Source organism: Streptomyces sp. NPDC051020, assembly GCF_040683105.1.
GTDB lineage: Bacteria > Actinomycetota > Actinomycetes > Streptomycetales > Streptomycetaceae > Streptomyces.
In genome coordinates this window covers 45,632-65,945 of record NZ_JBFBCG010000025.1, presented here as the reverse complement: position 1 = coordinate 65,945, position 20,314 = coordinate 45,632, and the positions used below count along the sequence as shown (strand labels likewise).

Annotated in this window: 20 protein-coding genes and 1 pseudogene; 11 read left to right on the top strand and 10 right to left on the bottom strand. The window is 71.2% G+C overall.

The window, feature by feature from the left end; all coding sequences use genetic code 11:
• The first annotated feature begins 65 nt into the window (after nt 1-65).
• Complete coding sequence (locus tag AB0N06_RS16170; protein ID WP_366135314.1) at nt 66-509, top strand: DoxX family protein; 444 nt, start codon at nt 66-68, stop codon at nt 507-509.
• Nucleotides 510-609: 100 nt separating this feature from the next.
• Here AB0N06_RS16170 and AB0N06_RS16165 read toward each other — a convergent pair whose 3' ends face one another.
• On the bottom strand, nt 610-954 hold the full coding sequence (locus AB0N06_RS16165; RefSeq protein WP_366135313.1) for a hypothetical protein: 345 nt from the start codon (nt 952-954) through the stop codon (nt 610-612).
• Nucleotides 955-1,159: 205 nt separating this feature from the next.
• On the opposite strand from AB0N06_RS16165, the gene AB0N06_RS16160 reads away from it, so the two are divergent.
• From AB0N06_RS16160 to AB0N06_RS16150, 3 genes are all read left to right on the top strand, one after another.
• Nucleotides 1,160-2,134 carry a slipin family protein gene (locus tag AB0N06_RS16160; RefSeq protein WP_366135312.1) on the top strand — a complete coding sequence of 325 codons (975 nt, stop codon included), beginning with the start codon at nt 1,160-1,162 and terminating at the stop codon, nt 2,132-2,134.
• A gap of 99 nt (nt 2,135-2,233) precedes the next feature.
• Nucleotides 2,234-5,140 carry an SNF2-related protein gene (locus AB0N06_RS16155; protein ID WP_366135311.1) on the top strand — a complete coding sequence of 969 codons (2,907 nt, stop codon included), beginning with the start codon at nt 2,234-2,236 and terminating at the stop codon, nt 5,138-5,140.
• On the top strand, nt 5,137-6,429 hold the full coding sequence (locus AB0N06_RS16150) for an SWIM zinc finger family protein (RefSeq protein ID WP_366135310.1): 1,293 nt from the start codon (nt 5,137-5,139) through the stop codon (nt 6,427-6,429). Before AB0N06_RS16155 ends, AB0N06_RS16150 begins: the two co-directional genes overlap by 4 nt.
• A 132-nt stretch (nt 6,430-6,561) precedes the next feature.
• Here AB0N06_RS16150 and AB0N06_RS16145 read toward each other — a convergent pair whose 3' ends face one another.
• Nucleotides 6,562-7,143, bottom strand: coding sequence for a TetR/AcrR family transcriptional regulator (locus AB0N06_RS16145; RefSeq protein WP_366135309.1), 582 nt, complete (start codon nt 7,141-7,143; stop codon nt 6,562-6,564).
• 80 nt (nt 7,144-7,223) lie between these two features.
• On the opposite strand from AB0N06_RS16145, the gene AB0N06_RS16140 reads away from it, so the two are divergent.
• Nucleotides 7,224-7,772: an HXXEE domain-containing protein gene (locus tag AB0N06_RS16140; protein WP_366135308.1), complete on the top strand. Its 549-nt coding sequence runs from the start codon at nt 7,224-7,226 to the stop codon at nt 7,770-7,772.
• An 18-nt stretch (nt 7,773-7,790) separates the two neighbouring features.
• On the opposite strand, the gene AB0N06_RS16135 is transcribed toward AB0N06_RS16140, so the two are convergent.
• Nucleotides 7,791-8,306: a DUF3574 domain-containing protein gene (locus tag AB0N06_RS16135; protein ID WP_366135307.1), complete on the bottom strand. Its 516-nt coding sequence runs from the start codon at nt 8,304-8,306 to the stop codon at nt 7,791-7,793.
• A 214-nt stretch (nt 8,307-8,520) separates the two neighbouring features.
• Between AB0N06_RS16135 and AB0N06_RS16130 the strand changes: the two are divergent.
• A pseudogene (locus tag AB0N06_RS16130) lies at nt 8,521-8,927 on the top strand (RidA family protein).
• A 64-nt stretch (nt 8,928-8,991) separates the two neighbouring features.
• Here the strand turns inward: AB0N06_RS16130 and AB0N06_RS16125 are convergent.
• Nucleotides 8,992-9,645: a C39 family peptidase gene (locus AB0N06_RS16125; protein ID WP_366135306.1), complete on the bottom strand. Its 654-nt coding sequence runs from the start codon at nt 9,643-9,645 to the stop codon at nt 8,992-8,994.
• Nucleotides 9,642-10,853: a pyridoxal phosphate-dependent aminotransferase gene (locus AB0N06_RS16120; RefSeq protein WP_366135305.1), complete on the bottom strand. Its 1,212-nt coding sequence runs from the start codon at nt 10,851-10,853 to the stop codon at nt 9,642-9,644. The genes AB0N06_RS16125 and AB0N06_RS16120 overlap by 4 nt, the downstream gene beginning before the upstream one ends.
• 85 nt (nt 10,854-10,938) lie before the next feature.
• On the opposite strand from AB0N06_RS16120, the gene AB0N06_RS16115 reads away from it, so the two are divergent.
• The 3 genes from AB0N06_RS16115 (at nt 10,939) to AB0N06_RS16105 (ending at nt 13,297) form a co-directional block, all read left to right on the top strand.
• A complete protein-coding gene (locus AB0N06_RS16115) occupies nt 10,939-11,703 on the top strand; it encodes a winged helix-turn-helix transcriptional regulator (RefSeq protein WP_366135304.1) in 765 nt (254 codons plus the stop codon).
• Nucleotides 11,704-11,855: 152 nt separating this feature from the next.
• A complete protein-coding gene (locus tag AB0N06_RS16110) occupies nt 11,856-12,344 on the top strand; it encodes a cupin domain-containing protein (RefSeq protein ID WP_366135337.1) in 489 nt (162 codons plus the stop codon).
• A gap of 305 nt (nt 12,345-12,649) precedes the next feature.
• The gene (locus AB0N06_RS16105; RefSeq protein ID WP_366135303.1) at nt 12,650-13,297 is read left to right on the top strand and encodes a uridine kinase; all 648 of its coding nucleotides are present in this window, start codon (nt 12,650-12,652) and stop codon (nt 13,295-13,297) included.
• Between the two features lies 1 nt (nt 13,298).
• On the opposite strand, the gene AB0N06_RS16100 is transcribed toward AB0N06_RS16105, so the two are convergent.
• Complete coding sequence (locus AB0N06_RS16100; RefSeq protein ID WP_366135302.1) at nt 13,299-14,195, bottom strand: PfkB family carbohydrate kinase; 897 nt, start codon at nt 14,193-14,195, stop codon at nt 13,299-13,301.
• Nucleotides 14,192-15,172, bottom strand: coding sequence for a pseudouridine-5'-phosphate glycosidase (locus AB0N06_RS16095; protein ID WP_366135301.1), 981 nt, complete (start codon nt 15,170-15,172; stop codon nt 14,192-14,194). Before AB0N06_RS16095 ends, AB0N06_RS16100 begins: the two co-directional genes overlap by 4 nt.
• A 442-nt stretch (nt 15,173-15,614) precedes the next feature.
• Here AB0N06_RS16095 and AB0N06_RS16090 point away from each other — a divergent pair, with 442 nt between their 5' ends.
• Nucleotides 15,615-15,977 carry a cupin domain-containing protein gene (locus AB0N06_RS16090; RefSeq protein WP_358860822.1) on the top strand — a complete coding sequence of 121 codons (363 nt, stop codon included), beginning with the start codon at nt 15,615-15,617 and terminating at the stop codon, nt 15,975-15,977.
• A gap of 88 nt (nt 15,978-16,065) precedes the next feature.
• Here AB0N06_RS16090 and AB0N06_RS16085 read toward each other — a convergent pair whose 3' ends face one another.
• The 3 genes from AB0N06_RS16085 to AB0N06_RS16075 all read right to left on the bottom strand — a co-directional run bounded on the left by AB0N06_RS16085 (nt 16,066) and on the right by AB0N06_RS16075 (nt 19,035).
• Entirely contained in the window at nt 16,066-17,292 is a 1,227-nt protein-coding gene (locus AB0N06_RS16085; RefSeq protein ID WP_366135336.1) for an MFS transporter, read from the bottom strand.
• Nucleotides 17,293-17,466: 174 nt separating this feature from the next.
• Entirely contained in the window at nt 17,467-18,036 is a 570-nt protein-coding gene (locus tag AB0N06_RS16080) for a methylated-DNA--[protein]-cysteine S-methyltransferase (protein WP_366135300.1), read from the bottom strand.
• A 57-nt stretch (nt 18,037-18,093) separates the two neighbouring features.
• Nucleotides 18,094-19,035, bottom strand: coding sequence for a glycerophosphodiester phosphodiesterase family protein (locus AB0N06_RS16075; protein WP_366135299.1), 942 nt, complete (start codon nt 19,033-19,035; stop codon nt 18,094-18,096).
• 375 nt (nt 19,036-19,410) lie between these two features.
• Between AB0N06_RS16075 and AB0N06_RS16070 the strand changes: the two genes are divergently transcribed.
• Complete coding sequence (locus AB0N06_RS16070; RefSeq protein ID WP_366135298.1) at nt 19,411-20,298, top strand: MHYT domain-containing protein; 888 nt, start codon at nt 19,411-19,413, stop codon at nt 20,296-20,298.
• The last annotated feature ends 16 nt before the right edge of the window (nt 20,299-20,314 follow it).

Genomic DNA, 20,314 nt, shown 5'->3' with positions numbered 1-20,314 from the left:
CGGACGGCGGTGGGGTCTACCCCTGTGTACGCGACACCACGCGACGCTTCTTCGAGGAGACCCCGATGTCCGAGACCACGACGGCGACGAACACGACGACCACCGACGCCACGACGGAGAACACCGCACGCAGCCGCGGTGCGGTCGCGCTGACTGTCGCGCGGGTTGTACTCGCCCTGTTCTTCGCCTTCAGCGCGTTCGCCAAGCTGATCGCCCATGAAACCGCGGTCGAGTCCTTCGACCGCATGGGCTGGAGCCATGGTGCGATGTACCTCATCGGCGCCCTGGAGATGGCGGGAGCCATCGCCCTGCTGGTTCCCCTGCTGTCCGGCGTCGCGGCGATGGCCTTCGCCGGACTGCTGGCCGGCGCCTCCATCGTCCAGCTGACGCTGCTCGATCCGGTGAACGCGATCATGCCCGCACTGCTCATCGGGCTGGTCGTCCTGATCGCCCGGGAGCAGCGGGACAGAACGGCACGGCTGGTCGCGCTCATCCGCAGGCGCGCGTAGGGCGAGCGGCCTCCGTACGTGCACCGCCGCAGCCCGGCACCGAACGGCGTCCCGCGGATGCGCCTCGGTGCCGGGCTGCGGCGGCTCGCCGCCACCGCGGTCAGTGGACCGTGCTGAAGCTGCGCCAGGGGAGGGAGGTCGCTGCGTTCACATCGGTGAACGTGGTGGCGAGATACGTCGTCCCCGGGCCCGTGCAGTCCTGTGTCCGGTACAGGATGATGTCGATCAGGGTCCCGTTGCTCACTGCTTTGGCACCCGGGAAGAGCCGGTGGCAGCCCTTCACCAAGGGGCTGTTCAACCTGATCACGGAATTTCGCTCGGTGACGTAGGTGACCGGCCCGACCGCGGTACGACCGAGTCCGGAACAGCCGGCGACGGTGAGGGTCAGCAGCGCGGTCCCGGCTGCGATGCCGAGACGGCGGCGTCGTTGATCGATCACGGGCATGGGCGGGTCCTCGTCTGTTTCGTCCGGCTCGTCCGTACATCAGGTGCTGACGATGGTCACCCTGCCCGCTCCCGGCGGCGCCGGCATCCGGTGCAGGGCCTGCCGGGTGATCATCGCGTGGGCCGAGGTTCGCCCCGTGTACTTAATGGGCATAACGTGATAATAGGGGTGCAAATTAGGCGTTTCCGGCTTTCAGGGGTCCGTCATGGTCGAAGAACTGGTGGTCGCGATAGCGGCGACGGCGTCCGCGGGTGTGGTCTACGCGTTGGCCGCTGCGCGGATCGTGAAGCAGTACGAACGGGGCGTTGTGCTGCGGCTCGGCAGGCTGCGCAACGATGTGCGCGGCCCCGGATTCACCATGATCCTTCCCGGCATCGAGCACATGCGGAAGGTCAATATGCAGATCGTGACGATGCCCGTGCCCGCACAGGACGGCATCACGAGGGACAACGTGACGGTGCGGGTGGATGCGGTCATCTACTTCAAGGTGGTCGACGCCGCGAGCGCGGTCGTGGAGGTCGAGGACTACCGGTTCGCGGTGTCGCAGATGGCGCAGACATCCCTGCGGTCGATCATCGGCAAGAGTGACCTCGACGACTTGCTGTCCAACCGGGAGAAGCTGAACCAGGGACTGGAGCTCATGATCGACAGCCCTGCGGTGGGCTGGGGCGTCCAGATCGACCGGGTGGAGATCAAGGACGTATCGCTGCCGGAGACGATGAAGCGCTCCATGGCGCGCCAGGCCGAGGCCGACCGCGAGCGGCGCGCGCGGGTCATCAACGCGGACGCGGAGCTGCAGGCATCGAAGAAACTGGCCGAAGCGGCCGGCCAGATGTCCGCCCAGCCGGCCGCGCTGCAGCTGCGACTGCTGCAGACCGTGGTCGCGGTCGCGGCGGAGAAGAACTCCACACTGGTGCTGCCGTTCCCGGTGGAACTGCTCCGCTTCCTGGAGCGGGCGCAGCAGCCCGGACAGCTGCAGCAGCAACCGCAACAACAACCGCAGCAGCAACAACAACCGCAGCAGCAACAACAACCGCAGCCGGAGCCGCAGCCGCAACAGATGTCGCCCGGGGTGCCTGCGGCCGCGCCGCCGCCTCCGTCTGCACCTGCACCCGCCGCCGCGCCGGTGGCCTCCGGGCCCACGCGGGTCGCCCGCCCGAAGCCACTCGCCAGGCACTGACCTGAGCGAATGCCGGCCGAGGACCGGTTGTCAGACCTCCCGCCTAGACTCGCGGAGTCAGTGAGATCAGACGATCGAGCGCGGGACGGGAGGGGTGCGATGACCTCGGCAGGACGTGTGCAACAGGACGCGCAGGGCGCGGCCACGGCTCGCTTCCTGCGGTGCGCTGCCGTCTTCCTGCCCGCCTCGCTGCCGAGGGACGGGCGAGTCGCTTTCTGGGACCCGGACGACGGTCCGCTTCCGGATGCCGGGCCGGCCGAGGGCGCCGAGATCACCGTCGTGCGGCGCGGGCAGCAGGGCGAAGTCCGTGTCGGTGCGGTGCCGGCTGTCCTGCTGCCCGTCGCCGACGCCCTGCCCCTGCTGGTCCGCGCCCGGCACCGGCAGTCCGCTCATCCGGCCGCCCGCTGCTGGGGAGCGGCCGCACTCCATGGGCTCAACCTGGTGGCGCGCGGCCGGCTCGTCCCCGGTCTCACGGCCGAGGACCACGACGCCTGGCGGGCCGGTCCGCGCGACGCCGAGGACATCGCCCATCTGCGCGCGATCGCCGCGGCCATGCCGCCCGAGGCGCATGCCGTCCCGCTCCCGGGCCGCACACCGCTTCAGCTCCCGGACCCCGAGTCGCTGGTCGGTGCGTTCCTCGACGCGGTCGCCGACACCCTGCCCCGGACACCTGCGTCGGCGTACGCGATGGGGGCCCCTTTCGCGGCCCGCGAGGCCCAGCATCTGCCCCGCGCCCGCGACTGGGCCGCCGAGGTCGCTGCCGGTCTGGACGCGGGGGTGCGGGTGTCGCTCCGGCTCGACCTGTCGGCGTACGAACTCTTCGACACCGCCGACACGTACGGCGGCCCCGACGCCGATTCCGCCGAAGACGCCGCGGACATCCACCGCGGCGCCGCGCGGCATGCCGCCGCGGCGGTCACGCAGGTGCACAGCCTGGCCGACCCGACATACGTCATCGACGCCGCCGCACTGTGGGACGGCGGTGGCGGAGAACCCTTCGGGCCGCGGGCCAGGATCGACGCCGTGCTCGCACTGCGCCGCGCCGCCCGCGTCTGGGCGCCGCTGGAACGGCTGCTGGACCAGCCGGTCCCCGACGTGCTCGCCCTCACCGAGGACGAGCTGTACGAGCTGCTGAGCGACGCCGGGACGCGGCTGGCGGCGGCAGGCGTGAGCGTCCACTGGCCGCGCGAACTCGTCCGCTCCCTCACGGCCGCCGCCGTCGTACGGCCCGCGCCCGGCTCGGCCACCGACGGCACCTCGTTCTTCGACGCCGAGCAGCTCTTCTCCTTCAACTGGCAGCTGTCGCTTGGCGCCGAGCAGCTCACCGAGCGGGAGATGGACATCCTCGCGGAGGCCCACCGCCCGGTGGTGCGCCTGCGGGACCAGTGGGTCGTCGTCGACCCCGCGCTCGTACGCAAGGCACGCAAGCGTGAGCTCGGCCTGCTCGACCCGGTGGACGCCCTCGCCGTCGCGCTGACCGGCAGCGCGGAGGTGGACGGCGAACAGGTCGAGGCGGTGCCCGCCGGTGCCCTCGCCGAACTCCGCACCCGCATCCTCGCCGACGACGCCACCATCGAGCCGCCGCCCGGGCTGGACGCCACGCTCCGCGACTACCAACTGCGCGGGCTGGCCTGGCTCGACCGGATGACATCGCTCGGCCTCGGCGGCTGCCTCGCCGACGACATGGGACTGGGCAAGACCATCACCGTCATCGCCCTGCATCTGCGCCGCGCGCACCCCGCACCCACCCTGGTGATCTGCCCCGCCTCCCTCCTGGGCAACTGGCACCGGGAGATCAACCGCTTCGCCCCGGGTGTTCCCGTCCGCCGCTTCCACGGCACCGACCGCACGCTCGACGACCCCGACGACGGCTTCGTCCTGACCACGTACGGAACGATGCGGTCCAGCGCCGCCGAACTCGCCCAGCACAGCTGGGGACTTGTCGTCGCCGACGAGGCGCAGCACGTGAAGAATCCGCACTCGTCCACCGCGAAGGCGCTGCGCACCATCCCGGCCCCGGCCAGGATCGCCCTCACCGGCACCCCCGTGGAGAACAACCTCTCCGAGCTCTGGGCCCTGCTCGACTGGACCACCCCCGGGCTCCTCGGCCCCCTCAAGGCGTTCCGTGCCCGGCACGCCCGGATCGTCGAGAACACCGGCACCGCGGCAGGACTCGGTAACGAGGAAGCAATCGAGCGTCTCTCCCGGCTGGTCAGGCCGTTCCTGCTGCGCCGCAAGAAGTCCGATCCAGGCATCGCCCCGGAGCTGCCACCCAAGACGGAGACCGACCACCCCGTCTTCCTCACCCGCGAACAGGCCACGCTGTACGAGGCGGCGGTACGCGAGACCATGGCGTTCATCGAGGCCTCCGAAGGCATCGCCCGCCGCGGACTGATCATGAAGCTGCTGGCCTCGCTCAAGCAGATCTGCAACCATCCCGCGCAGTACCTGAAGGAGGAGCCGACCCGCCTCATCGGTCGCTCCGGCAAGCTTGCTCTGCTGGACGAACTCCTCGACACGATCCTCGCCGAGGACGGCTCCGTGCTGATCTTCACCCAATACGTGACGATGGCCCGGATCCTCTCCGCCCACCTCGCCTCGCGCGCCGTCCCGTCCCAGCTCCTGCACGGCGGTACGCCGGTGGCCGAACGGGAACGGATGGTGGACCGCTTCCAGTCCGGCGAGGTACCCGTCTTCCTGCTCTCCCTCAAGGCGGCGGGCACCGGACTGAACCTCACCCGCGCCGCTCACGTCATCCACTACGACCGCTGGTGGAACCCGGCGGTCGAGGAGCAGGCCACCGACCGCGCGTACCGCATCGGCCAGACCCAGCCCGTCCAGGTGCACCGGCTGATCGCGGAGGGCACCGTCGAGGACCGGATCGGCGAGATGCTGGCGGCCAAGCAGGCCCTGGCCGACGCGGTGCTCGGCACCGGCGAGACCGCGCTGACCGAACTCAGCGATCGTGACCTCGCCGATCTCGTCTCGCTCCGGAGGCCGTCATGAGCCCCCGGTCCCGGCCCGCGTCGTATGTCCGCGCCCGCCCGGGCCCCGACGACCTGCGGCGCACCTTCGACGCCGTGCCGCCCCGCACGTCCGACGGCGGCGCACCGTTCGCGGACAGCTGGTGGGGCCGGTCCTGGGTGGCGGCGCTGGAGTCCCTGTCGATGGACGAGGGGCGCCTCGCTCGCGGCCGTACGTACGCCGACAGTGGCCATGTCGCCGCGATCACCGTGACTCCCGGCCGCGTCGTCGCCTACGTCCAGGGCAGCCGCCCCCGCCCGTACCGGACCGAACTGCGGCTGCGGACCCTCACCGAAACCTGCTGGGACACCTTCCTCGACGCCGTCGCCGAGCGGCCTGGCCATCTCTCTGCGCTGCTTGCCAAGGAGATGCCGCACGGACTGGTCGACACGGCGGCCGAGGCCGGCGTCGGACTGCTGCCCGCCGCGGACGACCTCGACCCGAGCTGCTCCTGCCCCGACCACGGCTGGCCCTGCAAGCACGTTGCCGCCCTCTGCTACCAGATGGCCCGCCTGCTCGACACCGACCCGTTCGTCCTGCTGCTGCTGCGCGGCCGGGGCGAGCGCGAACTCGTCGAGGAACTGGGCCGGCGCAACGCCGCGCACTCCGCCCGGGAACGGCCCACGGCCGCCGCCATCCCTTCCGTGCCGGCGCGTGACGCGTTCGCCGACCGATTCCTGCCGCCGCTGCCCTCCCCGCTCCCGGAACCCGCGCATCCCGGCCAGCCGCCCTCGTACCCCGAACTGCCCGGCGCCCGCGACCCGCTCGCCCTCGACCACCTCGCCACTGACGCGGCGGCCCGCGCGCTCACGCTCCTCACCAGCGGAAACGATCCGCTCGCCGGGTTCACCCCCTGGCAGGACGCCGTCCGGCTGGCCGCCGCCCGCCCCACCGCCGGGCTCACCGCCACCACCCGTGCCCTCTACCGCGAGCTCGCCTACGCCACCGGCCGTACCACCACCGACCTGGCCCGCGCCGTCGCCGCCTGGCGCCAGGGTGGTGCCGAAGGGCTGGACGTCCTGGAAACTCCCTGGGACCCCCCGGCCGGTCCCTTCGACCGGGCCCGCCCCGCGCTCGCAGCCACCGACTTCCCCCGCTTCCACCCCTGGCGCAACCGCCTCACCCGCCCCGGCGGCACCCTTCAGCTCCGCTTCGGGCGCGACGGCCGTTGGTACGGCTACGAATCGGACCGGGACAAGGACGACTGGTGGCCTCGCGCGATGCCGGACTCCGACCCGGTGGGCGCACTCATGGCGCTGCTCGGCCGCTGACACCGGCTCAGCCAGAACTCCCTGGCTGTCTGTCAGCTGCGCAGGCAGAGACGAAGACAGCCCTGTTCCGCGCATGCGACTGGTCCCGGTGACCCGGCCGCGGCACACCACTGGACCGTGCCGGGACCGCACTCAGCGAGGCAGCACGGCAGCGACGACATCGCGGGCGAAGTCCGGCGGTACCGGTTCGCGGCGGAGCAGCACCCGCATCCAGACCGCCCCCGCGATCAGGTCCATCAGCAGCATCGGGTCGGCGTCCTCCGGGAGTTCACCACGGGCGACGGCGCGGGCGAAGACCGGCTGCTCGCGGGAGAACCGGTCGGCGAAGAAGTCGCGGGTGAGCGCGGCGAGTTCGTCGTCCGGCAGGCCGGTGCCCGCGGTCATGGCGCGGGCGACCGGTTCCGTACGCTCGTCGGTGAGCAGGCCGACGATCTGTTCGGTGAGGGCGATCAGGTCACCGCGGAGACTGCCCGTATCGGGGATGTCGAAGTCGAGGACCCGGGCATGGAGCATGGCCGCCCGCAGCAGCGCCGGTTTCGAGGGCCACCAACGGTAGATCGTCGTCTTGTTGACCCCGGAGTCCTGAGCTACGGACTCAATGGTGAGACGGGCGTATCCGCGTTCCGCGAGATGGCGCAGTGTGGTGTCGAAGATCGCTTCGGCGGCACGAGGGCCCTTGCCCGGGCGGCGGTTCACGGTCTGATCGGCGGCCATGGGCACTCCAGAGAAAAGCAACGCAACGTTGCGTTGTGTTGTATGGTGTCGTCATCGTACTGCGACGGTGGGGGGCTGGTATGACGGAGACCGAGGTTTCCAAGGCGGTGACCTGGGGGCTGCTCGCCGCCTGGGTGGCCAACGATCTGGAGGAGCTGGCCACCATGGCCGGCTGGGCGCGGTCCGCCCGGCCGCGGCTCCAGAAGCGATTCCCGAGAGTGCCCGAACGGGTCTGGGCGCGAATGGAGCTCTCGCAGCGGGACGCCAATGTCGCCATCGGCCTCATGGGTGGAGTCATGGCGGCAGCGTCGGCGGACGGGGCGCGCACCGGCGGTCGCAGCCCGTTCTTCCGGACCGTGCTGGTCGGATTCGGGCTGCACGGCGTCGTGCACATGGCGCAGGCAGTGGCGTACCGCGGCTACACACCGGGGGTCGCCACGTCGCCGACCGTTGTCATCCCGTACTCGCTGTGGGCCCTGCGGCGGTTGAAGGCGGCCGGTATCGAGAGCGGCGGCGTCGGTACGGCGGCTGCGGCGCTGGCGTTCTTCCCGGTGGCCGTCGCGGGAGCGCACGGGCTGGCGCGCCGGATCAATCGGCCGCACGGGCGCGGGGCCCGTACGGCCACATGAGCGGGGTGCGGCGCGGGGTCAGAAGTCGGCGTTCGCGCGCTCCTCGATCCGAGCCACCGATTCCTGGGCGTACGCCTTCTCGTAGGCGTTCCGGATCCGCTCGATCTGGACGTCGCGCACGCGTGCCTCGGACGCCGGGTAGAGCAGGGTCAGTTCGTAACGGCGCTCACGTTCGATCGATCCGTGGGAATCCCGCCACTGCCCGCGGCCGTCCTGGATGGTCAGGCCGTTCGGGAAGCGTGGCGTGACTTCCTCGTCGATGAACGCAAGAAATTGACGGTCTGTCACATCAGGCCCGCCATCGGGACGTTCGGTACCGAAGAGCAACCGGGTCTCGATGTAGGCCTTCCCGCGAGCGGCGCCGGCCGATGTCGCCGACTTCGAGGCGGAGGGGGCATCGTTGCCGAGGGTGGCGTACGCGACGGGCGTGCCCACGGCCAGTACGGCCAGGGCCGCGGCGGCCGCGGTGAGTGCGGTGTGCTGCTTCGGGTCGGTGAGATCCTTCGTGCTGGTGAAGTGAGGGAAGCGAGGCACGGCGGTGACCTCCGTTCGGAGCCGGTGAGGGCGGAGTCTGTGGGGGAGTCTGCGTGGGCCTGCGACGCGGATGCGCGCGGCTCACTGTGACAAGCGGTCCCCACCGGACGGCGGCAGGACATGGGCATCCGTCGGAAACCACCCGTACGGATCGGCCTGCGGGCCCGCCGAAATCCCGGTGCGCCCCGTGGCCCGGGCTGTCGGACTCATCCGCATGACTGCGGAGATCAGCCGGATCAATCCGGACAAGCTGCACGCCACGCCCGGCTATCACCACATCACTGTGGTGGAGGCGGGCCGGACCGCGTACCTGGCCGGGCAGTGCCCGCTCGACCGTTCCGGCGCACTGGTGGGACCGGGCGACCTCGACGCCCAGATCGATCAGGTGGCGGCCAATGCGCTCGTCGCCCTGGCGGCCGTGGGTGCCGAGCCCTCCCGGGTCGTCCGGTCGGTCATCTACGTGGTCAGCGACGACGGCACGGACCTTGGAGCCGCCTGGCGCCGGCTCACCGGCTCAGGCATCGGGCCCGCGTTCACCACCGCGAGCACCCTGCTCGGCGTCGCGCGGCTCGGTGGGGACAGCTGATCGAGGTCGACCTCACCGCGGCACTGCCCGGCTGAATTCCGTGTTCTTCCCCCGGCTTGGCAGCGTCATCCGCAGCTCAGAAGCGACCGCATTGGCCGGCTACGCCCCCGGGCCCGCTCCCGTCCGTGGCCCCCGTCGCGCGCCGTTGGCGAGCGATACCCCGCGCCCCGCGAAGAACCGCTCGAAGTCGGGCAGCGGAAGCTCCGCGGCCCGCGTCGTGGCCGTCGTGCCCGACGGGTTCTGGAAATGGACTCTCCTGCCGTCCGGCGTGCGAGACGTCAGCAGCACCAGATGTCCGCCCCGCCCCGGCGCGGGCTGCTCCGGATACCGGATCGCGTAGTGCACTGACGCCATCACGGTCCGCCCCTTGTCCAGCAGGGCCACGATCTCGTCCGTCGACAAGTGGCGGTGGACGGTGGCATCGAGGCCGTGCACGTCCCGCACGTACTGTGCGAAGGGCGCGTAGACCAGGCCCCGGATCGTCCCCTCGGCATCCTCCGTGTACGCGCCGTACTCGAGCGCTCCGTCACGCAGGGCGAACAGCGGCGGGGCGTCGGCACCGAGCGCCATGCGCAGACAGGTCACACCGCACAGGTGACCTGCCCAGCGCGCGTACTCGGTGGGCGATTCCGCCCCCGAGTCCGCCCAGCCCGGGTCGGCGGCCGGATCGAGTCCGCCCTCGACGATCGGTCCCACGAGTTCGGGCGAGGCGAACTGCGTATGGACGGCGAACCGGCAGGCGGGGCAGGTCACTGGCGGTATCCGTTCAGGAAGCGGCCGATGCGGCTGATCGCCGCGTCGAGATCGTCGGCATACGGGAGGGTCAGGATCCGGAAGTGGTCGGGCCGCGGCCAGTTGAAGCCCGTGCCCTGAACCACCTGGATCTTCTCCCGCAGCAGCAGATCGAGGACGAACTTCTCGTCGTCGACGATCGCATGCACCTTCGGGTCGATGCGCGGGAACGCGTACAGCGCGCCTTTCGGCTTCACGCACGACACTCCGGGGATCTCGTTGAGCTTCTCCCAGGCCCGGTTGCGCTGCTCGTACAGCCTGCCGCCCGGGGCCACCAGTTCCCGGATGGACTGCCGGCCGCCGAGCGCGGCCTGGATGGCGTACTGCGCGGGGGCGTTCGGGCACAGCCGCATGGAGGCGAGCATCGTCAGGCCCTCCAGATAGTTGCGGGCGTGCTGCTGCGGTCCGGACACCACCATCCAGCCGGAGCGGAACCCCGCCACCCGGTACGTCTTGGACAGACCGCTGAAGGTGAGACAGACCAGGTCGGGGGCGAGGACGGCCACGCTGTGGTGCTCGGCGTCGTCGTAGAGGATCTGGTCGTAGATCTCATCCGCGAGGACCAGCAGACCGTGCCTGCGCGCCAGGTCGAGGATGCCGTCCAGGATCTCGCGCGGATAGACGGCGCCGGTCGGGTTGTTCGGGTTGATGATCACGACGGCCTTGGTGCGGTCGGTGATCTTCGACGCCATGTCGGCGAGGTCCGGATTCCAGTCCGACGCCTCGTCGCAGGTGTAGTGCACGGCCTTGCCGCCCGCGAGGGTGACCACCGCGGTCCACAGCGGATAGTCGGGCGACGGGATGAGCACCTCGTCGCCGTCCTCCAGCAGCGCCTGTACGGACATGGAGATCAGCTCGGACACCCCGTTGCCGAGGAAGATGTCGTCCACGCCGACATCCGTCAGCCCCATCGCCTGGTAGCGCTGCGCCACCGCGCGGCGGGCGGAGAGGATGCCGCGCGAGTCGCTGTAGCCGTGGGCCTGCGGGAGCATCCGGATCATGTCCTGGACGATGTCCTCCGGCGCCTCGAATCCGAAGAGCGCGGGGTTGCCCGTGTTGAGGCGGAGCACGCTGTGGCCCGCCTCCTCCAGGGCGTTGGCGTGCTCGATGACCGGGCCACGGATCTCGTAGCAGACCTCGTTGAGCTTGCTGGACTGCCGGAATTCCATGCGGTGCCTCCCCGACCCGATTGCGATACTTGGTTTTACCAAGCTTGGGCTTGGAAAGTCCAACAACATGTCTAGACTGCGTCGCATGCCACGTCAGCAGCAGCCATCCGCACGCCCCGCGCGCCGCCGAAGTTACGACCAGTTCTGCGCCACCGCGCGGGCCCTCGACTCCGTGGGGGACCGCTGGACCCTGCTGATCGTCCGTGAACTGCTGGCGGGGCCACGCCGCTACACCGATCTGCACGCCGACCTTCCCGGCGTCAGTACGGACGTCCTCGCGTCCCGGCTCAAGGACATGGAGCAGGGCGGCCTGGCCACCCGCCGCAGGCTGCCGCCGCCCGCCGCCGCGTCGGTGTACGAACTGACCGAGCGCGGCCACGGGTTGCTGCCGGTCCTCGCCGCGCTCGCCGAGTGGGGCGCGCCGGCGATCGGCGAGCGGCGGCCGACGGATGCGGTGCGGGCGCACTGGTTCGCGCTGCCGCTGCTGCGCGCGCTGGACGGGCTGACTCACGTGGGAGTCGTCGAAGTCCGCCTCGATGAGGGGGAGTTCCACGTGCACGTGAATGGATCGAGCGGACCGGTCGATGGTACGGGGGTGTACGGGGACGGGCCGGCCGCTCACGCGGACGTCCGGCTCGTGCTCGACGACGAGGTCTGTCTCGCGCTCGGACGAGGCGAATTCACCCTCGTCGAGGCCGTGAAGGACGGGCGGGTCGAGGTCGTGGGCGAGGGGGCGCTGGCCGCTGAGCTGCGCGACGGGGCAAAGCTTGCCGGTCGCGGCACTGGGGCGTGTTTCGAAAGTAGCGTTGTCCGCCCGGCAGGCGGGACTTTCGAAACACGCCCTAGGTGAGCACCTTCGTGGCGGCCTTCTCGAAGACCTCTGTGTCCTAGTGATTCCGAGGATCAACTCCCGGGTAGCGTCGGGTTATTTGGGATGTCCAGGGCGCCGCGGCGGAGGGAATTCGGGTGAGGATCGGCAGGCGGCAGGGGCTGCAGGAACAGCTGGAATGGCAAGGACGGCCAGGGCCGCATGGGCGAGTGGGTAAGACCCTGGTCATCGGCGGCTGTGTGGCGGCGCTCGGCTTCGTGCCGTCGGCGGCACTCGCCACCCCCGGCGGCGGGGTGAGCGGCACGATCGTCGCGAAGGGCACATCGGTCGGCAAGCTGAAGGTGAAGACGCCGAACGGCCGTACGGATGTGACCTTCCGGACGATCACCCTGGAGCCGGGCGGCTCCACCGGCTGGCACACCCACAGCGGCCAGCTGATCGCCGTCGTCAAGTCGGGGACGCTGACGCGCACACTGGACGACTGCTCGGTCGAGGTGACGCCTGCGGGTACCTCGTTCATCGAACCGTCCGGGGCCAAGCACCGCCACATCGGACGGAATCTGGGCACCGAGCCGGTCGTGCTCTGGGTGACCTATCTGCTGCCCGAGGGAAGCGCACTCTCCGACGACGCGGAAGCGGTGGACTGCGGCGCGCAGAAGTGACGTAGCGTGTGACGCTCGCCCGCCGACGACGCCGACCCGGCGAGCGTCTCCCCACACGGGGGCAGGGGTGAAGGGCCATGGACGGAGAGGGGCCGAAGGCGTAGGACAGGGCGAGCACGGGCGGTCTCCTCCCGGCGCGCCGTGCGGCCCTCGCGCAGCACTTGGCGCAGGCGCTCGGCGCATGGCGCCCCGGCTCCCGCTCCGGACCAGGGGGAAGGCATGCCGCCCCCGCGCGGCCATGACGAGGCAATCCGCCGGCGGGACGGCCGACGCCGGCGCGCCGACGCCGGGGCGATGATGGTCGGGTGCGATTCGAAGCGATCACCTGGGAACGGCTGGCCGAAACCGTTGCCGCGTACGCCGACGGGCTGAAGCCGTCCGACGGCGGGCCGTGGCTCAAGGTCGGCATCGACGGCGCTCCAGCCGCCCGCACCGAGGAGCCGGCCGAGCGTGTCGCGCAGGAGCTGAGGATCCGCGGCCGTGCCGTGCTCGTCGTGTCCACCGAGGGGTTTCTGCGCCCTGCGAGCCTGCGCTACGAGTACGGCAAGCGGGACCCCGACTCGTACGTCGACAGCTGGTTCGACACGGGAGCCCTCTGGCGTGAGGTCTTCGGGCCGCTGGAGCGGGGCGGCAGCGGGCGGGTGCTGCCCGATCTGTGGGACCCGGTGACGGACCGGGCCACCCGCAGCCCGTATCGACACCTTCCTGAGGGCGGCGTGCTGGTGATGCATGGGCCCTTGCTGCTCGGGCACTGGTTCCCGTTCGACCTGAGTCTCCATCTGCGGCTCTCGCCGGGTGCGCTGCGGCGGCGCACCGAGGAGAGCGAGCGGTGGACTCTGCCCGCTTTCGCGCGGTACGAGGAGGAGGTGGAGCCCGCCGGGCGTGCGGACGCGGTCGTCCGGGCCGACGATCCGCTCCACCCCGCCTGGACCGGGTTGCCCAGGGGCCGGTAGATCAGCCGCCGGGCCGGCCGCCGACCGTTGCGACCGCCTCGGCCCCCGACCGGCAGCCTGCCGCCGCGGCCGTGGCCTCGTCCGCCCCCGCCAGCCGCGCCGCGAGGAACCCTCCGGTGAACGCGTCGCCCGCCCCGGTGGAGTCCACCGCTGCGCGCACCGGAACGGCCGGAACGTGTCCGGTCACCGTCCCTCCGGCGGCGAGCAGGGCGCCCTCCTCACCCAGGGTGACGACGACCTGAGGGAACATCAGGCTCAGCTTGGCGGCGGCGTCAGCCGGTTCGGGGAGCCCGGTGAGCAGCCGGGCCTCGTCCGCGTTCGGCAGCAGCAGCTCCGCTCCCTCCACGGCCGTCAGGAACGTGTCGGCGCCGAGTTCGGCGAGGAAGCCCGCGGAGGCTGGATCCACGCTCGCGGGGATGTGCCGCCGTCGGGCCTCCCGCAGGGCGAGCAGGGCCGTCGCGCGGCTCGTCGCGGCGAAGAGGAGATAGCCGGAGAGATGCAGATGCGCGATGCCGTCGAGGAGGGACGGCAACCAGTCGGCGGGGGAGAGGCGCAGCACGGCGCCGCTGTCGGTGAGGAAGGTGCGTTCGGCCGCGGAGTCGACGAGTGCGACGACGGTGGCGGTCGGCGCCCCGTCGTCCACCACCAGCAGAGGACGTACCCCCGCCCGCCGCAGCACATCCTCGTGCCAGGCCGCGGAGTCCGCGCCCACCCGCGCCACCAGTCGCACGTCCCGGCAGCCCGAACGCGCCGCCCAGCAGGCGGCATTGGCGCCGGACCCGCCCGGCAGCGTGCTGATCCGGGCCGCCGTGTCCGTGCCGTGGACGAGTGGCGAGACATGCCGGGCCACCACGTCCGTGACCACGTCCCCGACGACGAGAAGGCCGCCACCGGTCACTGGGATCCTGCCGGGTCCCGCTCCAGCGGTCCCTCGTGGATCGTGGCCCAGGCGACGGCGATCCGCGCCGCAAGCGATACGTTGCCGCGCACCGCCGCGACGTTGGCCTCCAGCGACGCCCCTTCGGTCTGCCGCATCAGATGGTCGAGCAGGAAGGGTGTGACGGCCTGGCCCGCGATGCCGCGCTCCCGGCACGCGTTCAGCGCCTCCGCCAGTACGCGGTCGTGCAGCGCGGGATCCAGCTGGTCCTTCTGCGGTACGGGGTTGGCGACGATCAGCGCTGCGGGGGGACCGCCGAGCGTGTCCCCGGCCCGCATCACTTCCGCGACCTCCTCGGGCGTGCGCACCGTCCAGTCCACCGGCTCCCCCGAACTGCTGAGATAGAAGCCGGGGAAGTGCTCCGTGCGGTAGCCGAGCACTCCGACCCCGAGTGTCTCCAGGCGCTGCAGCGTCGCGGGGACGTCCAGGATCGACTTCACGCCCGCGCACACCACGGTGATGTCGGTCCGTGCGAGCAGCCGGAGATCCGCGGACTCGTCCTGGGTCTCGGTCCACCCCCGGTGCACACCGCCGAGGCCGCCCGTCGCGAAGACGCGCAGCCCCGCACGAGCCGCGAGGAACGCGGTCGCGGACACGGTCGTCGCCCCGCTCGCTCCCGCCGCCAGTGCCGGAGCGAGGTCCCGGTGCCCGAGCTTTCGCATCGTCGGATCTTCGGCGACCCGCTCCAACTCGGACTTGTCCAGGCCGACATGGGCCCTGCCGTCCAGCACGGCGATGGTCGCGGGGACGGCCCCCGCGGACCGTACGAGCTCTTCCAGCTCTTCCGCGACCCGTTGATTCCGGGGTCGCGGCAGACCGTGCGCGATGATCGTCGACTCCAGTGCCACGACGGGGCGGTGCGCGGCGAGAGCTTCCCGAACCTCGGTGGAGAGGGCCGGTGCGTACGGGTGGGCGCGCTGCGGCGCGTTCGATGACATGTCCACATCCCTGTCGCGGACGGTCCGACCTCAAACGTGTCCCGGGAGCCGAACAGCCGCCGACTGTGGGCTCTTGCCTTCCGCGACGCGTTGCTCGACGCCGTCGTCCGCGCCACGAGCGCCATGTCGACACCACCGCGGCAACCAGACGGCGCACCCGCACGAGAACGACGGGCCCAGTGCCGCGACCGGCAAGGTTTGCCCCGTCGCGACGCCCGGCACGCGCGCTCGCGGCGTTGGCCAAAAGCCCAGGTGGCTCCTTCCCCAAGCTCTCAGCTTTCGTTCGAGCAGGGGAGGCCCCATCCAAGGACTTGCGGCCGCCTTGCGATCACACGCACGGCCGCCGCTCCTTGACGGGCAAACCTTGCCGGTCGCGGCACTGGCTTCTTCCAGCCGGTCCTGGTGGCACGACGTCCCGACTCGGTCGCTAGGGTGACCGACCATGACCACAATTGATCAAGTTCCCGCTTCCTTCGTTGTGCACATCCCGGACGCCGACCTCGAACCGGAACCGCTCGACCCTGCTCAGATCGTCTCCGGCGAGCCCGTGGTGACCGGCAAGGTGCTCTGGGAGTCGCCGGACGGCAAGCAGCTGCGGGGCATCTGGCAGATCACGCCCGGCGTGGTCACCGACACCGAGGCCAACGAGCTGTTCGTGGTCGTCAGCGGGCGCGCGACCGTCGTGGTCGAGGACGGCGAGACGCTGGAGATCGGCCCGGGTGACGCCTGCGTCCTGCGCGAGGGCGACCGTACGACGTGGACCGTGCACGAGACGCTGCGCAAGGCGTACCACATCAGCCTCTGAGTACCCGGAGCCTGTCCGGCGGGCGCCTGCGGTCCGGTGCCGCTCCCGGTTCGCGCGGTCCGGTCACGTTCCGGTCCCCCCGGCCCGGTCAGGTGGTGGCGGGCCGGGACAGCGCCCGGCGCAGCGCCAGTGCCGCCATCGGCAGCAACAGGCAGGCGCCGGCCGCGTTCAGCCAGCCGTAACCCGCCTGGGAGACGATCACTCCGGCGACCACACCGCCGATGCCCGCCGCCGTGTTCATGGTCAGGTCCGACAGACCCTGCACGGCGGCGCGGGCGGGCTGCGGCACGGAGTCGGTGAGGAGCGCCGAACCGGCCACCAGGCCCGCCGACCAGCCGAGCCCGAGCACGAACAGACCGGCGGCTGTCTGGCCATGACTGGGACCGGCGGTGCCGGCCAGCAGCGCGGCGCAGGACAGCAGCCCGACGGCCAGGCCGATCACGGCGAGCCGTCCGAAGCGGTCGGAGAGCCAGCCCATCACCGGTGAGAACGCGTACATGCCTGCGATGTGGCCGCTGATGACCAGGCCGATCAGCTGCAGGTCCGCGCCGTGGTGGCCCAGATCGACCGGGGTCATCACCATGATCGACACCATCGTGGTGTGCGTTCCGGCCACCGTCACCAGCGCCAGCCGGGCCATCGGCGAGGCCCGCACCGCCGCGATGCCCGCCCGCAGCGAACGGCCGCCCTCGGACCGGCTGTCCTGCGGGGTCAGCGCACGCGCGGTGAGCAGCGGATCGGGCCGCAGCAGCACCGCGACCATCACTGCGGCGAGCAGGAAGATCCCGGCAGCCCAGAGGAACGGCCCGGCCGTCTCGGGTATGGACGTGGACCGGAAGACCCGGCCCGCCGGAGCCGCGATGTTGGGGCCGAGGACCGAACCGATCGTGGTGGCCCAGATGACGGTGGAGATCGCCCGGCCGCGACGGTCCGGCTCGGCCAGGTCGGCGGCGGCGAACCGCGCTTGCAGATTGGCCGACGAACCCGCACCGAACGCGGCCATGCCGAGCAGCAGCAACGGGAAGCTGCCCACGACGGAGGCCGCGACCACCAGCCCCGCGCCCAGCGCACCGATCAGATATGCGAGAACGAGGCCGGGGCGTCGGCCCCGCGAGGTCATCAGCGCGGCCAGCGGCAACGACAGCAGCGCCGTGCCGGTCACCGACGCGGTCGGCGCGAGACCGGACAGTGCCTCGGAGCCGCTGACTTGTGTTGCCAGCACGGGGGCCAGGGCGATACCGATGGGCACACCGAGGCCGCCGAGGATCTGAGAGGCGATCAGCACCGCGGACGTCCTGCGCCGAAGAGCGGGCAGCTCTGCTGCGGTGACGGGTGCGGCCGCGGTAGGCCCGCCGGGTTCGCCGGGTTTGCCAGGTCCGGTGGGTTCGGTGGGGGAGTCAGGTGCATCGAGGTTGTTGGTCACTGACGGAGTGTGCCAGCCCGCACGGGGGTACGAAAATGGGTTCCGGGCCGGTCGGGGCACACCGGCTCAGAACAGCGGCTGCGGCAGAACCCCTTCCAGCGCGAGCAGCTGCCGCTTGGTCTCCAGACCGCCGCCGAACCCGCCGAGTCCGCCATCGCTCTCCACCACCCGATGGCAGGGCACCACGACGGGCAGTGGGTTGGACCCCATGGCCGCCCCGACCGCCTGCGCCGCGCCCGGCTGCCCAGCCCGCTCGGCGAGATCCCCGTACCCGACGACTGTTCCGTACGGCACACCCGTCGCCAGCTCGCGGAGCACCTGACGGTTGAATCCCGTGGTCAGCGACCAGTCCAGGTCGAGCGAGAACTCCCGCAACGACCCGGCGAAGTACTCCGCGAGCTGGCGTATCGGCTCGGCGAGGCGCCCGGAACCAGGCGCCTCCACCGGCTCCGCCCCGAGACGGGTGCGCAACTGCCCGACCGCTCTGTCCCGCACCGCGGGCCCGGCGTGGAAGACCACGCTCACCAGCCCCGCGTCGGTCGCGGCAAGCAGCAGCGGCCCGATGTCGCTCCCGACGACGGCCCACTCGACCCTGCCGCCGGCATCGCCTCGGCCGGCACCCCCGTTGCTGTTCATGGAATCCACCGTACGGCCGGCCACTGACAACGGGGGGCGGGATGCGCCCTCCGGTCGTCAGCCGGTCGCCTCGCGCACCACATCAGGGGTGTTGGTGATGATCCCGTCCACGCCGAGGAGGTCCACCTTCGCGGCGGTCGCCGCATCGTCGACCGTCCAGGTGTTGACCCTGAGCTTCTTGCCGTGCGCGCCCTTCAGCGCGTGCACAGCGGCGACGTAGGCGGCGCCGATCGATGTGTACGACGGGTTGATCTGGTCGGTGAACGCCGCGTACGACGTCAGATGGGCGATCGCAGGGGTGCCGAGGAAGCCGGTGGTGACGTCCGGACGCTGCTGATGGACCTTCTTCAGACTGCCCGCGGCGAAGCTCTGGATCACGAGTCGGCTCCTGACGTGATCGCGCTCGAGCCACCCCGCCCGGCGCAGCACCCGCAGGGTCTCCTTCTCGATGCCCGGATAGAGCTCCGGGCTCTTGATCTCCAGCAGCAGCTTCTGCCGGTTGCGCCCGATCCGGTCCAGGTACTGCGTGAGCGTGGGGACCCGGGTCCCGGCGTACCGCGCACCGAACCAGCTGCCCGCGTCCAGCCGGGCGATCTCCGCGGCCGTGAAGTCCTTGACCGCCCACGGCGCACGGTCCGGGAAGACGTCCTCGACGTCGGTGGTCCGCTTCAGATCGGTGTCGTGGATGACGACCGGCACACCGTCCCTGGTGAGCTGGACATCGTTCTCCACCCAGTCGAAGCCGAGGCGGTCGGCCCCGTCGACGGCGGCCAGGGTGTTCTCCGGCGCGTACGCCGAGGCGCCTCGGTGGGCGAAGACGACCGGGGCCGCGGCAGGTGTCCCGATGGCCCGCGCGCCGGCCGTCCGGATGCCGGTCACTGCCTCCGTTCCCGTGGCCGAGCCGGTGCCCGTGGCCGGTGAATGGGGGGTGGGAAGCAGCAGCGCGCCGACGCCCAGCAGGGCGGCGGCGAGGGAGACGGTTGCGGTGCGTGCGTGCACGTGTACTCCTTGCGGCAGAGTGACGGACGGGCCGAGCGTGACCGCCGCCACCCGACGAGGGGCGGGCGAAGGGTGGCCATCACGTGAACGCGGCAGGCAGGGCGGAGTCACGGGCCGGTTTCCGGGTCGATAGGACCGACCGGCACATGGGGGGCGGCGTCGTGGGGCCGGGCACGCACATCTGCCGCGTTGTCGTCCATCACCATGGCTCCGCGATGGCTCAATCCTCCGCCGTGCAGATGCACGCACCCAGCCCTGCTCCTGATCCCACCCCCCATGTGACGGTCGGTCTAAAATGCAGCTCTTCTGTTTGTTTGCCGGGACGTGCGCCTCAGGTGCACCCCGAACCCGGGCCTCCTCGAAGGGCGTACGAGCATGCAGGGCACAATCGACGGTTTCAGCTATGGAGTGGTGACGCCCATTGCGGCGTTCCTCATGGCGTGCCTCGGGGCGGCCCTCGGACTGCGCTGCACGACGCGGTCGTTGCGCACCGAGCGTTCCTTCAAGGCCGGCTGGCTCGCCCTCGGGGCCACCTCCATCGGATCCGGCATATGGACGATGCACTTCATCGCGATGATGGGCTTCAGCGTCGACGACACCCCGATCGGCTACGACATCCCGATCACGTTCGCCAGCCTGGCCATCGCGATCGTCATGGTCGGTATCGGCATCTTCATCGTCGGCTACCGCGGCGCCACCTCCATGGCCCTGGTCACCGGCGGCACCATCACCGGACTCGGCGTGGCCACCATGCACTACCTCGGCATGGCCGGCATGCGCCTCCAGGGAACGCTCGAGTACGACACGCTCACCGTTTCGCTCTCCGTCGTCATCGCCGTGGTCGCCTCCACGACCGCACTGTGGTCGGCCGTCTCCATCCACGGCTTCCTGCCCAGCCTCGGCGCCGGCGTGGTGATGGGTGTGGCCGTGAGCGGGATGCACTACACAGGCATGGCCGCGCTCAGCGTCCATCTGCACCCCGCGGCCACCGCGGATTCCGTGACCGACAGCGGGCCGATCTCAGCCCTGATCCCGCTGATGATCGGTCCGGCCTGCTTCCTCCTGCTTGCCGCGGTGGTCGTCATGTTCGATCCCCTGGTGGTGATGGGTTCCCCGGGCTGGGACGACCCCCGGAACGGAGTCGGCGCCGGCCGGCCCCCCGGCATCCCCGCCCAGCGCCAGGTCCCGCGCTTCGGTACCCACGCCGACCCGGCGTCGTTCCAGTCGCAGCACCGGGATTCCCCGCCGCCCCGGGACTGGTGACCGAGCCCGGTTGTCA